This is a genomic window from Methylobacterium sp. GXF4 (genome assembly GCF_000272495.1).
GTDB classification, from domain to species: Bacteria; Pseudomonadota; Alphaproteobacteria; order Rhizobiales; family Beijerinckiaceae; genus Methylobacterium; species Methylobacterium brachiatum.
This window is the reverse complement of the sequence record NZ_AKFK01000048.1, coordinates 25215-38873: the sequence shown is the minus strand read 5'-3', so window position 1 is coordinate 38873 and position 13659 is coordinate 25215. Positions and strand designations below refer to the sequence as shown.

At 73.7% G+C, this 13659-nt stretch carries 10 protein-coding genes; 5 read left to right on the top strand and 5 right to left on the bottom strand.

What is annotated here, in order from left to right:
- Positions 1-114: 114 nt before the first annotated feature.
- From WYO_RS06600 to WYO_RS06590, 3 genes are all read left to right on the top strand, one after another.
- Positions 115-1044: an ornithine cyclodeaminase family protein gene (locus WYO_RS06600; RefSeq protein ID WP_007560512.1), complete on the top strand. Its 930-nt coding sequence runs from the start codon at positions 115-117 to the stop codon at positions 1042-1044.
- Positions 1045-1092: 48 nt separating this feature from the next.
- Positions 1093-1848, top strand: a complete 756-nt coding sequence (gene cobF / locus WYO_RS06595) for a precorrin-6A synthase (deacetylating) (RefSeq protein ID WP_007560510.1) — start codon at positions 1093-1095, stop codon at positions 1846-1848.
- A gap of 286 nt (positions 1849-2134) precedes the next feature.
- Entirely contained in the window at positions 2135-3826 is a 1692-nt protein-coding gene (locus WYO_RS06590) for a DEAD/DEAH box helicase (RefSeq protein ID WP_007560508.1), read from the top strand.
- Between the two features lie 562 nt (positions 3827-4388).
- On the opposite strand, the gene WYO_RS06585 is transcribed toward WYO_RS06590, so the two are convergent.
- The 5 genes from WYO_RS06585 to WYO_RS06565 all read right to left on the bottom strand — a co-directional run bounded on the left by WYO_RS06585 (position 4389) and on the right by WYO_RS06565 (position 12497).
- Positions 4389-5525 carry a hypothetical protein gene (locus tag WYO_RS06585; protein ID WP_007560506.1) on the bottom strand — a complete coding sequence of 379 codons (1137 nt, stop codon included), beginning with the start codon at positions 5523-5525 and terminating at the stop codon, positions 4389-4391.
- 164 nt (positions 5526-5689) lie between these two features.
- The gene (locus WYO_RS06580) at positions 5690-6709 is read right to left on the bottom strand and encodes a patatin-like phospholipase family protein (RefSeq protein ID WP_165486547.1); all 1020 of its coding nucleotides are present in this window, start codon (positions 6707-6709) and stop codon (positions 5690-5692) included.
- A 111-nt stretch (positions 6710-6820) separates the two neighbouring features.
- A complete protein-coding gene (locus tag WYO_RS06575; protein ID WP_047170764.1) occupies positions 6821-10006 on the bottom strand; it encodes an efflux RND transporter permease subunit in 3186 nt (1061 codons plus the stop codon).
- Positions 10007-10022: 16 nt separating this feature from the next.
- Positions 10023-11132 carry an efflux RND transporter periplasmic adaptor subunit gene (locus tag WYO_RS06570; RefSeq protein ID WP_007560501.1) on the bottom strand — a complete coding sequence of 370 codons (1110 nt, stop codon included), beginning with the start codon at positions 11130-11132 and terminating at the stop codon, positions 10023-10025.
- 111 nt (positions 11133-11243) lie between these two features.
- A complete protein-coding gene (locus WYO_RS06565) occupies positions 11244-12497 on the bottom strand; it encodes a histidine kinase dimerization/phosphoacceptor domain -containing protein (protein WP_007560498.1) in 1254 nt (417 codons plus the stop codon).
- A gap of 249 nt (positions 12498-12746) precedes the next feature.
- Between WYO_RS06565 and WYO_RS06560 the strand changes: the two genes are divergently transcribed.
- Together WYO_RS06560 and WYO_RS06555 are read left to right on the top strand one after the other, a co-directional pair.
- Complete coding sequence (locus WYO_RS06560; protein ID WP_007560496.1) at positions 12747-13010, top strand: hypothetical protein; 264 nt, start codon at positions 12747-12749, stop codon at positions 13008-13010.
- A gap of 327 nt (positions 13011-13337) precedes the next feature.
- Positions 13338-13559, top strand: a complete 222-nt coding sequence (locus tag WYO_RS06555) for a DUF2945 domain-containing protein (RefSeq protein WP_007560494.1) — start codon at positions 13338-13340, stop codon at positions 13557-13559.
- Positions 13560-13659 lie beyond the last annotated feature (100 nt).

Here is a 13659-nt window from a genome sequence, read left to right as displayed (position 1 = left end):
GGGTATCGGGCAGAAATTCTAAAGCCGGCCCTGATGCATCCTAGCAGGGCTCTGCCCTGCACCCGCAAAAGGTCGCAGACCTTTTGAAACCATGACCTTGGAGATCGTCACGTCATGCGCTTCATCTCGGAAGAGGAATCCGCCGCCCTGGTCGATCACGCCCTGGCGTTCGAGGCGGCCCGGGAGGCGCTGATCGCCGCGGTCGCGCCGGGCACCACCCTGTTCCCGGCGGTGCTGGGGCACGGCTCGGAGCCGACCAACCGGTTCTCGATCAAGTCGGGATCGACCGCCGATTATGCCGGCCTGAAGGTCGGCTCGTTCTGGCCGGGCAATCCCGACCGGGGCCTGCCGCGGCACAATTCGGTGATCCTGCTGTTCGATCAGGATGTCGGCCGGGTCGACACGGTGATCGAGGCGGGCCGCGTCAACGCCTACCGCACCGCTGCCGCCGACGCGGTGGCGGCGAGCGTCCTGGCCCGGCCGGATTCGGCGGTGCTCGCCGTGTTCGGGGCCGGCAACCAGGCGGAGTTCGAATGCGCGGCGCTCGCCCGGATCCTGCCGATCCGGACCGTGCTGGTGGTGGCGCGCGACGCGGCCAAGGTCGCGGGGTTCGGCGAGCGTCTGCGCGGGCAGGGGATCGCCGTGGAGGTGCGGGCGGCCGATCCCCAGGAGGCCTGCCGGGCCGCGGACGTGATCGTCACGGCGACGCCCGCCCGGGCGCCGTTGTTCGAGGCCGATTGGGTCCGCCCCGGCACCCATGTCGCCGCCATGGGGGCGGATGCCAAGGGCAAGCAGGAGCTGCCCCTGGCCCTGCTGGAACGGGCGGCCCTCTACTGCGACCTGCCCGAGCAATCGCGCACCATCGGCGAGTTCCAGCACGCCCCCGCGGCGGCGGAGCTGCGGGCGATCGGCGCCGTGCTCGAAAGCGGGGAGGGCGCGCGGACGGACCCGGAGGCGATCACGGTGTTCGACTCCTCCGGCATCGCCCTCCAGGACCTGACCATCGCCCGGGCGATCCTCGCCAAAGCGGGCGGGCGCGGGTAGGGGACGCCGACGCCGGCCCTCCCCCGCCCCGGCGGAGGACAGAGCGGCATGCAGGACAGGCAGATCCGGGTCATCGGCATCGGCACGGGCGATCCCGAGCACCTGACCCTCCAGGCGGTGCGGGCGCTCTCCGATGTCGACGCGGTGTTCGTGCTCGACAAGCGCGCCGAGACCGCCGACCTCGTGGAGATCCGCAAGCGGATCTGCGCCGCCCATATCCGAAACCCCCACCGGGTCGTCACCGTCGAGGACCCGCCCCGGGAGCGCCACCCGGCCGATTACGGCGCCACCGTCGAGGCCTGGCACGCGGCCCGGGCCGAGCGGCTGGAGACGGCCTTCGCGGCGGAGCTCGAGGCCGGGCAGGTCGGGGCGATCCTGGTCTGGGGCGACCCGGCCCTCTACGACAGCACCCTGCGGATCCTCGACCGCATTGCGTCGCGCGGGCGTCTCGCCCTGAGCTACGCCGTGATCCCCGGCCTCTCCAGCGTGCAGGTCCTGGCCGCCCGCCACGGCGTGCCGCTCAACGCCATCGGCGGACCGGTGCTGATCACCACCGGGCGCCGCCTCGCCGCGGGCTGGCCGGAGGGGGCCGACAGCGTCGTGGTGATGCTCGACGGCGACCCGCGCTTCGCCCATCTCGACCCGGATCTGACGGTCTACTGGGGCGCCTATCTCGGCAGCCCGGACGAGATTTTGCTTGCCGGCCGCCTCGGCACGGTCGGCGGCGAGATCCGGACGGTCCGGGCGGAGGCCCGGGCGCAGCACGGCTGGATCATGGATATCTACCTGTTACGACGGCTCTGAGCATGAGAGCCTGCCGACCTGGACGGCCCTGAATCACTGCGCTGCGCGCGCGACTATCCCACTCTCGCCCCTCATCCTGAGGCGGCGCAGCGCAGCGGAGACCTCGCAGGAGCCCTCCAGCCAGCCGCGCGATCCCTGGCGGGCTCCTTCGGGGCCGCTGCGCGGCACCTCAGGATGAGCGGGGGCGGTGGGAGAACCCGCGTCCACACGCCCTGCATGGACGCCGACCCCATCCGTGACCCCGCCGCCACGGACAGGGCGGCCCGACCGGGCTAGACCCGCCGCCATGCTGCGCTTGCGGGACTACCAGCGCGCCAGCCTCGACGCGCTCGCGGCCGCCTGGGGGCGGGGAGGGGGCGACGCGGCGGCGCCCGGACATCTGGTCGTGCTGCCCACCGGGGCCGGCAAGGCCCTGGTCATCGCCGCCCTCGCCCGGGAGGCCGTCACAAAAAACCTCCTCGCCCGGGTGGCGATCGTCACCCACAGTCGCGAGCTGGTCGCCCAGAACTTTTCCGAGTTGACCCGCTACTGGCCGGAGGCGCCGGCCGGCATCTTCTCCGCCGGGCTCGGGCGGCGGGAGGCCGGGGCGCAGGTCCTGGTCTGCGGCATCCAGTCCGTGGCCGACCGGCTCGACGTGGTCGGCCCGCGCGACCTCGTGATCGTCGACGAGGCGCACCTGATCCCCCGCGCCGCCCATACCCGCTACGGCCGGTTCCTGGCGGGCCTGCAGGCGCTGACCCCCGGGATGCGGGTGGCGGGTTTCACCGCGACCCCCTACCGGCTCGATTCCGGCCGGCTCGACGCAGGGGAGGGCCGTCTGTTCGCCGGGATCGCCTACGAGGCCGATACCGGCGACCTGATCCGGCGCGGTTTCCTGGCGCCCCTCGTGTCCAAGGCGACCCTGACCCAGCTCGACGTCTCCGGGGTCGGCCGGCGCGGGGGCGACTACATCCCGGGGGAGCTGGAGGCGGCGGTCAACCGCGACTGGATCACCCGGGCCGCCGTGGCCGAGCTGACGGAGTACGGCAGCGGCCGCCGGGCCTGGCTCGCCTTCTGCGCCGGCCTCGCCCATGCCGAGGCCGTGCGCGACGCGGTGCGGGCCGAGGGGTATTCCTGCGAGACGGTCTCGGGCGAGACGCCCCGCCGGGAGCGCGACCGGATCGTGGCGGCATTCCGGGCGGGAAAAATCCGCTGCCTGACCTCGGTGGGCGTGCTCGGCACCGGCTTCAACGCCCCGGAGGTCGACCTCGTGGCGCTGCTGCGCCCGACCCGCAGCACCGGCCTCTACGTCCAGCAGGTCGGCCGGGCGCTGCGCTGCGCCCCCGGCAAGGAAGACGCGCTGATCCTCGATTATGCCGGCCTGGTGCGGATGCACGGGCCGGTGGACGCCGTGACGGCGCAGAGTGCCGCCCAGGTGCTCGGCGGGGCAGGGGGCCTGCGCGCCAAGCCCTGCCCCGGCTGCGGCGCCCTGATCGCCCTGAACGCTTCCACCTGCGAGGCCTGCTGGACCGAGCCGGAGGACGAGGCCGACCCGGCCGCCCTGCACGACGCCGCGGCCGAGGACGAGCTGCCGATCCTCTCGGCCGAGATCGTGCCGGCCGTGGAGCCGGCCGGCCCTGCCCCGGAGGCGGACGCGCCCTGGCATCCGGTGACGGATTTGAGCCTTGAGGCGGCTCCGGACGGGCTCGACCTCGTGCTCGGCTGGCGGGACGGCGCGGCCGCGGCCGATTGGCGGGTGCGCCTGCGGCCCGAGCGCAGCGGCTACGAGCGGGAGAAGGCGGTGCTGTGGTGGCGCGGGCTCGGCGGCGGCCGCGACGCGCCGATGGACGCCGCCGGCTTCCTGGACCAGGCCGATTCCCTGGCCCGGCCGGCGGCGATCCGGATCCGGCCGGGCCGGTTGTCGGACCAGATCGAGTGCCGCGCCCAGGACGGCCGGATCTTCTTCGATCAGAGCCGGCTCGCCGGGCGCGCCGCGTGACGCCGCGGGGAGGGCGCTTTGACCCGGGTTGCTCGAACCGCCCTCACCCGGTTCCGCCGCTCCGCTTCTCGGGCGTGCGGCCGTTTCGCGACGCCGGCGATCGGGCTGGCTCTCGGGGCCGGCCAGTGCCCGGTGGGATACGCCGCTCCGATCCGGCGGCGAACCCGGTCATCTGGCATGCCAGACCCCCTCACCCGGGCGCCTCGATGGCTTTGGTTCCATAATATATCTTATGCGAACTTCGGATATGGGTCGTGAGGGGGTGTGGCCGGGGCCCGATGGTTCGGTCCGGGATGTCTCCTGATGGTCCTGGCGCAGGATCCGGGCAGCCGCCCCCAGAACCACACCGTCATCCCGGGGCCGCGCAGCGGAGCCCAGGATCCAGACCCGCCGACAGGTCGAGGTCTTGCAGGGCGTCGGCGGCTCCCGATCACCGCTTCCGGCAGGCTCGCCTGCAGGGCCATGGACTGGCGCGTGAGCGATCGAGCGCCGGTGCGGCGCCCGGGAGGCCGCCCCGGCGCACCGAGGATCGCCGACACGGGCGCGGCGATGGACGTGGCCGCTACGGCAGCTTGGAGCGCAGCCAGCCGAACAGGCGCCGCCCGGGTAAGCGGGCAGGCGGCATCCGGACCGTCGGTGCGGCCCCCTCCTCCGGGATCGGGCCCTCGTGGAAGCGCGCGCCGAACGACCAGAACTGGTCCTGCCGGGTCCCGATCATGCCGAGCCCGACGGGTTCGCGGTCGACGCCCGGGCGCATCCGCCCGGCGGCCCAGACCCGCTGCCAGCAGCCGCGCCGCGACAGGTCGGCGTCGCGCCAACCCAGGCGCCCGTGCCCGGCGACGGCAAACACCCGTTCGCCGCCGAACGTCTCCGGGATCCACACCCAGGTCGAGAACACGTAGGCCCGGTCGGTGCCGAGGTCGGCCGGATCGACCGCCCGCGTATAGGCGCTGAGCGCCGGGGTCCGGTGCCGCCCGGCATGCCGGCGCAGGCCGGACGGCAGGGTCAGGGCGTCCGCGAAGGCCCCCGCCCCTAAGTCGGTCGGCGCCTGGCCGTGTGCCAGCGCGTAGGCGCTGTCGACCAGGTGGATCCAGGGCTCGAGATCGACCTCCCAGGCCTGCTCGGTGGGGGCGAAGCGGCGCACCTGCCCGGCGATCACCCGGTCGGCGACCCGCCGCGCGGGCTCCGGGCGCCAATCCGGCCCGGCCGCGGTGACGCGCAGCAGCGTCGAGGGCCCGTGCGCCCAGACCGCCTCGGCCAGGCGCGCGAACTCGGAATCCGGGGTGTCGCGGCCGAGCTTGCGCACCAGGATCTTCGACCCGTCGGCGAGGTCGTCCAGCATCTTGCGCTTGAGGTGGGCGAGGCGGCCGTATTCGCGCTCGACCAGCACCTCCGGGTCGATCGAGCCGGCGGGGTGGCCGGTGTTCGCCCAGATGTTGTAGGCCACGCTGTGGCAGTAATAGGTGCCGCCGGCGCTCACCGCGATGCGCAGGTCGCCCGGCGCGCCGAAATCCGCGAAGCCGCAGCGCAGGCCGCGGATCAGATCCTCCATCGGCGTGTAGGAGAACCGCAGCAGGCCGGACGGCTCGACGCCGCCGTAGCGCTGGACGAAGCCGAACTCGCAATTGTCGCCCAGGCTGCGAAACCCGTGGAGCCGCTCCGAAAGCCTCGCGGCCGCCGCGTTCCTGATCCCGGTCACTGTCGTCCGCTCTGATCCACCGAGCCCTTTCGCGCCAGATCGCGGGGTCCACCCGGGTTTGTCCAGCCCCGTCCGCGCATGGCCGGCGCTGCATCGGCGACTTGGTCGGCCCGGGAGGAGGGGTGTTTTTCGGTGTCCGGTGCGCTGGAGCCCCCTCCCCGGCCTCAGGGCGCGATCACCGCCTCCAGGGTCTGCAGGCTCGAATCGGTGCCGATCGCGTGTCCGGATTCCGACAGCCAACGCTCGGCGGTGGCCCGGCCGAGGTCGCGCAGGGCGCCGATCGTCGACCAGCGGGTGTCGAGCTTGCTGATCTCGCCCCCGGCCAGCTCGCAGGGCGCCTGCAGCAGGTGGATGTTGATGTCGGCCACCGCCCCCATCCGGGCGTCCCGGGTGTCCGTTTCCCTGGCGTAACGCTGCAACTCGGTCAGCGCCTTCAGGTCGCGCATCAGGCAGGCGTTGAAGCTGATGTCGCTGACCCGCCCGGCGATCTCGGAGGGCAGCAGGCCGATCTCGTCGGTCACGAACGGCGTCAGCTGCAGGACGATCAGGTCGGTCGCGCCGTGGCCGTTGAACACCAGCGGCTCCAGGGCCGGGTTGGCGGCGTAGCCCCCGTCCCAGTAGCGCCGGCCGTCGATCTCCACCGGGGCGAACAGCTCCGGCAGGCACGAGGAGGCCATCAGCGCCTTGAGCGTGACCTCGGGCCCGGTGAACAGGCGCGCGGCCCCGGTGAGGATGTCGGTGGCCGAGACGTAGAGCGGCACCCGCTCCTGGCGGGCGACGGTCTCGAGGTCGATGCTGGCGCGCACCACCGCCTGGAACAGGTGCATGTCGCGTAACGTCGGCAGGAACGGCGAGACATAGGCCGAGGCCTCGCGGAACAGCGCCAGGGACCGGGCGACGAACGGGTCCAGGAAGGGCTCGAAATAGGTCCCGAACCCCTCGAAGCCGCGCAGGGGCGAGCGCTCGGCGGTCGCCCGCCACAGGCGCTCCAGGGCCTCCCGGCCGCCGTCGTCGCCGCCGGTGGCCAGCCCCGCCACCAGGGCGGCGCCGTTCAGCGCGCCCGCGCTGGCGCCGCTGACCGCGACGATCTCGATATGCTCCTCCAGCAGCCGGTCGATCACGCCCCAGCCATAGGCGCCGTAGGAGCCGCCCCCCTGGAGCCCGAGGGCCACGCGCGGTTTCATCTCTGCCATCGTCCCTGCTGATCCGGAGCGCCCGGGCATCGTCCCGAACCAGCGGCAACGCGCCCGCGCCCGGATTGCTGCACCGCGGCGGACCGATCCGGTGCCGCAGGCTCAGGCTGCGGCCCGGGGCTCCGTCTCGAGCCCCCTCCCCGGCCCCCGGAACCGGGCGAAGCGCAGGGCGAGCTCCGGCAGGACCGCCAGGGTGAGCAGCGTCGCGGTGACGAGGCCGCCCAGGATCACCAGCGCCATCGGGCCCTCGATCTCCCGGCCGGGCTCGCCCGCCCCCAGCGCCAGGGGCAGCAGGCCGAGGCCGGTGACCAGGGAGGTCATCAGGATCGGCACCATCCGGTCGGCGGCGCCCTCCACCGCGGTGGCCCGGTTCCAGGGGCGGCCCGCGGTGACGAGCTGCTCGTAATGGGCGATCATCATCACGCTGTTGCGCAGGCTGATGCCCGACAGGGTGACGAAGCCGACGATCGACCCGAGGGAGAGCACGCCCCCGGTGAGCACGATCGCCGCCACGCCGCCGACGAACGCGAAGGGCAGGGTCACCAGCACCAGCAGCAGGTTGGCCCCCGAGCCGGTGACCACGGCGAGCAGCAGCACGATGCCGAACCCGGCGAGCGCCGCATGGGCGAGGAGATCGGTACGGGCCTGGGCCTGCGCCTCCGCGGCCCCCGCGAAGGCGACGTAGACGCCCTCCGGCAGGCGCACCGACCGGGCGATCTTGGCGCGCGCCGCCGCCACGAAGCCGGCCACGTCCCGGCCCTCGACGCCCGCGGTTACGGTCTGGACCCGCTGGGCGCCCTGGTGCTGGACCTGGTAGCGGCCGGTGCTCTCGTAGATGTCGGCCACCTGCGAGAGCCGGACGTAGCGCCCGCCCGGATTGCGCAGAGGCAGGTCGCCCAGCGCGCTGAGCCGGCCGCGGGCCCGGGCGTCGAGGATCACCAGCACGTTGAACACCGCGTTGCCGACATAGGTCTGGCCGACCGTGTCGCCCTGGTAGGCGGTGCGCACCGATTCCAGCACCTCGATCGCGTCGAGCCCCCAGTGGCGCAGGTCCGCGGGGCGTAAGGAGGCGGTCACCTGCGGCAGCCCGGCCGGCGCGGCGAGCTGGACGTCCCGGGCGCCCCGCACCTCGGCGAGCTCGCGCGCCACCGCCCGGGCGGCGGCCTCGATCCGGGGCAGGTCGTCGCCGATCAGGTTCACCACCACGGGCGCGGTATGGCCCGAGACCGTCTCCTCGATCCGCTCGGTCAGGAAGGTCTTGAGCGAGAAGGCCGCCCCCGGGAAGCCCGCCGTCAGGGCGCGGATCCCGGCCTCCGTGGCCCGCTGGGTCGCCCCGTCGAGGCCGGGCTCGAGGTCGATATGGATCTCGCTGTAATGGGTGCCGGCGGTGTCCTGCCCGGCCTCGGCCCGGCCGATCTGCGCCGCCACGGTCCGGACGCCGGGGATGCCCTTGAGGCCGGTGGTGATCAGGCCGCCCAGGCGCTGCGATTCCTGCAGGGCGGTGCCGGGGGCCGCGGCCATGTGCAGGATCAGGTGGCCTTCCTTCAGGTCGGGCAGGAAGCTGGCGCCGAGCCGCGGCACCAACATGGCTCCGGCCAGCACCGTGAGCGCGCTCAGGACGATCGTGGTGCGCGGCACCCGCCCGATCCCGGCGAGCAGCCCGCGATAGGCCGCCCGGCACAGGCGCACCACCGGCGGGTCGGCGGCTTCGGCCTTGGCGCGCCCGGTCCCGGCGAGCAGCATCAGGGCGAGGGCGGGGGTGACCGTCAGCGCCACCAGCAGCGAGGCCAGCACGGCGGCGATGTAGGCGAGCGCCAGGGGGCCGAACAGGCGGCCGGCCACCCCAGTGAGCGCCAGCACCGGCAGGAACATCAGCAGCACCGCCAGGGTGGCGTAGGCGACCGCGCCGCGCACCTCCAGGATCGCGTCGAACACCACGCGGGGGCCGCCATCCCTGCCCCTCGCCCGGGCCTCGCGCAGGCGCCGGGCGACGTTCTCGACGCCGATCACCGCGTCGTCCACCACCTCGCCGATCGCCAGCGCCAGCCCGCCCAACGTCATGGTGTTGAGGCTCTCGCCCCAGGCCTGGAGGGCGAGCGCCGCGGCGATCAGCGAGAGCGGGATCGCGGCCGCGCTGATCAGGGCGGTGCGCCAGTCGGCCAAAAAAATCAGAAGGACGATGACCACCAGGGCGCCGCCCAGCATCAGCGCCTGGAGGACGTTGCCGTTGGCGACGTCGACGAAATTCGCCGGGCGGAACAGGTCGGCGTGCAGGTTCACCCCGGCCCGCGCCAGGGCCGGCCGCAGCTCCGCCAGGGCCGCCTCCAGGCGCCGGGTGACGGTCCTTGTGTCGACCCCGACCTGGGCGCCGACCATCAGCAGCACACCCGGCTTGCCGTCCACCAGGGCGGCGCCGATCGCCGGCTCGGGGGCGGCCAGGATCGTGGCGACGTCGGCCAGGACCACGCTCGCCCCGCCCTCGTTGACCAGCACGGTGCGTCCGAGCGCCTCCGGGGTGAGCGACTGCCCCTCGGTGCGCAGGCCGACCCGCTGGTTCGGCGTGTCCACGAAGCCGGCGCCCCGCACTCCCGTGGCCTTGCGGGCGGCGGCCAGCACGTCGTTGAGCCCGACCCGGTAGCGGATCAGGTCGTCGGGCCGGACCTGCACCTGGAGGGCGCGCACGTCGCCGCCATAGACCGAGACCTGGGCAATGCCCGGCACCGCCTGGAGGCGCAGCCGGACCGTCCAGTCGGCGAGCGTGCGCAGGTCCATGGCGCTGCGGCTGTCCGAGGTGAGGCCGATCAGCAGCACCGTCGAGGTCGAGGAGGTGAGCGCCGTCATGGCGGGCGCCATCACGCCCTGCGGCAGCCGTCCGGCCAGGGCGGCCAGGCGCTCGTTGACCCGCTGGCGCACCCGGTCGACGTCGCTGCCGGCCCGGAACGCCGCGCTGATCACCGACAGCCCCTGGATCGAGGAGGAGCGCAGGCTCTCCAGCCCGGGCAGGCCGCCCACCGCCCCCTCGATCGCCTGGGTGACCAGGACCTCGACCTGCTCGGGGTCGAGGCCCGGCGCCTCGGTCTGGATCGTCACGGTGGGCGGCGCGAATTCCGGAAAGACGTCGTAGCGGGCGCTGCGCAGGGCGTAGAGCCCGAAGGCCAGGAGCGCGCAGGCGAGGGCCAGCACCACGTGCGGCCGTCGCACCGAGAACCCGACCAGCCCGGCCTGGGGGCCGCGGGGCAGGGGCTCACCGTGATCGAACGCGCTCGCCGGCGCCGAACCGGTGTCCATTTCGGCGGCGCGCGCTTCAGTCATCGTCGTCGCCGGAGACCCGGATCTGGCCCTTCATCTCCTCGGAGAGCAGGGCCTGGCCGCCCTTCAGCACGATCTCGGTGCCGTCGGGCAGGTCCTCGACCACGAAGGCGTCGGCCGAGAGCGGCGCGTCGGCCCGGACCGGGTGGCGGACATAGCCGCCCTGCATCCCCCGGTAGACCCAGGTCCCCCCCTCCCCGTGCACCACGGCGTCCTCCGGGACCAGCACCCCGGTGGCCGAGCGGGCGGCCGGTAGGAACGCCATCGTGCTCATGCCGGGCAGGAGGCCGCCCGCCCCGGAGACGCGGTAGAAGAAGCTCTGGCCCTGGATCCGCGGATCGGTGCGGGTCGCCGGGGAGACCAGCCGCAGGGGGACCCGGTCGCTCTGCGGCGGCACCTCCGCGAAGGCGGCGTCCGGCGGCGGGTTCAGGGCCTCGCCCGGGGGCAGGGTCACCTGCATCAGGAAGTCGGCGCGCTCGATCAGGCGGGTAACCAGCGGCCCGCGCTCGACGATGGCGCGGCCGAGCACCGGGCCCCATTCCTGCTGGGCGGTGGCGGCCAGGGTGCGCAGCTGCGATTCCGCGGCCGTGACGGCGGCTTGGTCGGTCAGCACGGTGGCCTCGACGGTCTCGATCTGGGCGGCCGCCATGGTGGCGGGGCCGAGGCTGCGGGCCCGCCGCGCGGCGCTGGCCGAGACCTCGGCCCGGGCCCGGGCGGTCTGGAGCCCGGCCACCGCACCGGCATAGGCGTTGGTCAGCTCGGTCACCCGGGCGAGGTCGAGCACGCTGCCATAGGCGGTCAGCTCCTGGCGGTGCAACCGGGCCGGCAGGATGGCGGTCCGGAGGCCGACCCGGTCGCGCTCCTCCGGGGTGAGCCGCACGATCGTGCGCCCGTCCTCGACGGCGACCCGCGCAGTCGCCTTCGGCTCCGGGACGGCGGCCGGCGCCTCCGGCAGGAATGCCGTGACGAGGCCGTTCAAGGTGGCGAGCAGGGGGGCGCCCCGCGCGCGCAGGTCCGGCCCGGCCGGGGCGGCGAGAGTCAGGACGGCAAGGGTGAGGAGGCCTGCCAGGGCCAGCCCTGCCAGCAGCACGCGCCGCCGTCGCATCCCGCCCCCTCCGCAAGCGCCGATCCCGGGGTGCCCCGACGGCGATTGCCACTTTTGCCCGGTTTCTTCGTCCGAATCTACCTGAACTTGGGCAGGGGCCGAGACGGCGGCTCAACCCGCCAGGGGCACTTCGAGCCGGAAGCAGGCGCCCTGCCCCGTCCGCGGCACCGTCAGCGTGCCGCCGAGCTGCCGGGTGAGGCTGCCGACCACCCGCATGCCGAGGCTCTTCGAGCTGCGCCCGATCTCGAAATCCGCCGGCAGCCCGACGCCGTCGTCGGCGACCTCGACCACCAGGGTGTCGAGTTCGCGCTCCGCGCGGACCCGGATCGCGCCGCCGTCCGGATGCGTCTCGGGCGGGTAGGCGTATTTGAGCGCGTTGGTGACGAGCTCGTTGACCAGGAGCCCGATCGGGATCGCCCGGTCGGCCGAGATCCGCTGCGGCGCCGCCGTGCAGGTGAGGGTCTGGCCCGGGGCGCCGCTGTCGAGATTGGCCACCAGCTTCTCCAGGAAGGGCGCGAGGTCGAGCTCGCCGGGCACGCCCTCCCCCTCCCCGTCCCCGGTCTTGTCTCCTTGCCGCCAGAGCTGGTCGTGGACGCCCGCGATGGCCTCGACGCGGCTGCGCGCATCCGACAGGGCGGCCTGCACGGCGGGCTCGGCCTCGGCGGCCCGGGCCTGGAGGGCGAGCAGGCTCGCCACGATGGCGAGGCTGTTCTTGACTCGGTGGCTCATCTCGCGGGCGAGGAGATCCTGCCGGGCCAGTGCCGCGCGCAGCAGGCTCTCGGTGCGCTGGCGCTCGATCGCGCCGCCGAGCAGGTTGGCGAAGCCCTGCATGAAGGCGATGTCGGATTCCTCGAACATGCCCTCGCGGGTGTCGTCCACCTCGAGCACCCCGAAGGCCCCGTCCCGGTTCTCGATCAGCACGTTGATCGCCCGGCGGATGCCGTACTCGGCCATCAGCTCGGGCGTGCGGAAGCGGGTTTCCTCGGCGAGATGGTTCGAGATCACCGGCCGGCCGGTCTTGAGGGCGAAGCCGGCCGGGGAGGCGAGGTCGGCCCCGACCCGGGCCTGCCCGATCACCTCCGGGCCCCAGCCGACGCCGGCGCGCACCAGCAGCGTGTCCTCGCCCCGGCGGTATTCCAGCGCCTTGCAGAACTCGGCCCCCATCCCCTGCGCGCACAGCTCCGCGGCCCGCTGCAGCAGGTGGTCGACATCGGTGCCGCGCAGGGCCTCGACGCCGAACTCGGACAGGATCACCTGCTGGCGCAGGCGGTCGCCGAGATCGGGCGGCGCGAGTCTGGGCGCGGCGGGATCCGCGGGCGCGTCGGGGCTGGGTTCCACTGCGGTCTGATCGGTCTGTGCGGTCATGGGCGGCGGCAGATTAGCAGGAAGGCGGTCTCAGGGCGACGCGGAGCTGCCGGCCCGGCTCCGGGACCGCGATCCGACGCGCGCGCTGACGCCGAACCGGCGCCCCTCGCGGCGGCACGCGCTCTAGCCTCCGGCGGCGCATCCGTCGTCGCCCCTGTCGTCGCACCGGATCGTCGCACCCCCGCCCGCCCCCGGACCCGTCGGCGCCGGGCGGCGTTCCGTCAATCCCCCGTCTCGAAGGATGGCACCATGGCCGACGATGTGAACGGACTCTCCGACAAGGCGCTCTCGATCTTCGCCTTCGCGGCCTATCACCGCCTCGTCAGCGGCGAGCGGGTCACCTCGGTCATCCGCAAGGACGGCGCCGGCCACGAGGCCGACCCGGCGGGCGTGAAGGAGCTGGAGGAGCGCGGCCTCGTCACCGCCGGCGAGACCGACATCGACCTCGGCGACACCGCCCAGGCCACGGTAGAGGCGATGGTCGCGGCGTTGCGCGGGGAAGTCGGGCGCTGAGGCCTGCTCGCCGCGTCTCGGACCGCCTCTCCGGTCGGTGATGGGACGGGCACGTCTGAATCGCCCCGTCATTCCCGGGCTCCGCTTCGCGGCCCCGGACTGACACGGTTGGGTGTTCGACTGTCGGTACACGTGCCGATCAGGCCGGCGCATAAGGCCTTCCCCATCAGCGTCCGACGGGACGCGGCCCGCGGGAGCCCAGGCGACGGCATCCTGAGCCGCATCGCTTTCGGCACCGCGCCCGGACCTGCGGCATCCCGGCCGTGGAAGCCCGGGAACGCCCCCGCCCCCGGCGGCCTTCTCCCGCACCAGACGATGGAGTGCGCGATGAGCAAGGCGAAGGTGAAGACCGGGGACGACGTCACCTACAAATGGGGCAAGGGCACCGTCGAGGGCGCGGTGACCAAGGTCCACACCAAGGACGTCGAGAAGACCATCAAGGGCAACACGGTCAAGCGCGAGGCCTCGAAGGACGAGCCCGCCGTGGAGATCAAGACCGGGAAGGGCAAGACGGTGCTCAAGTCCGTCTCCGAGGTGACGGTCAAGTAAGCGGATCGGCGCAGGCGTACCGGCCTGTGAGCTGGCGCACATAATACCCGCCCCGGGCCTCGCCGGGGGCGGGGTGCCGGCTATCTGTAACGGTTCCAGC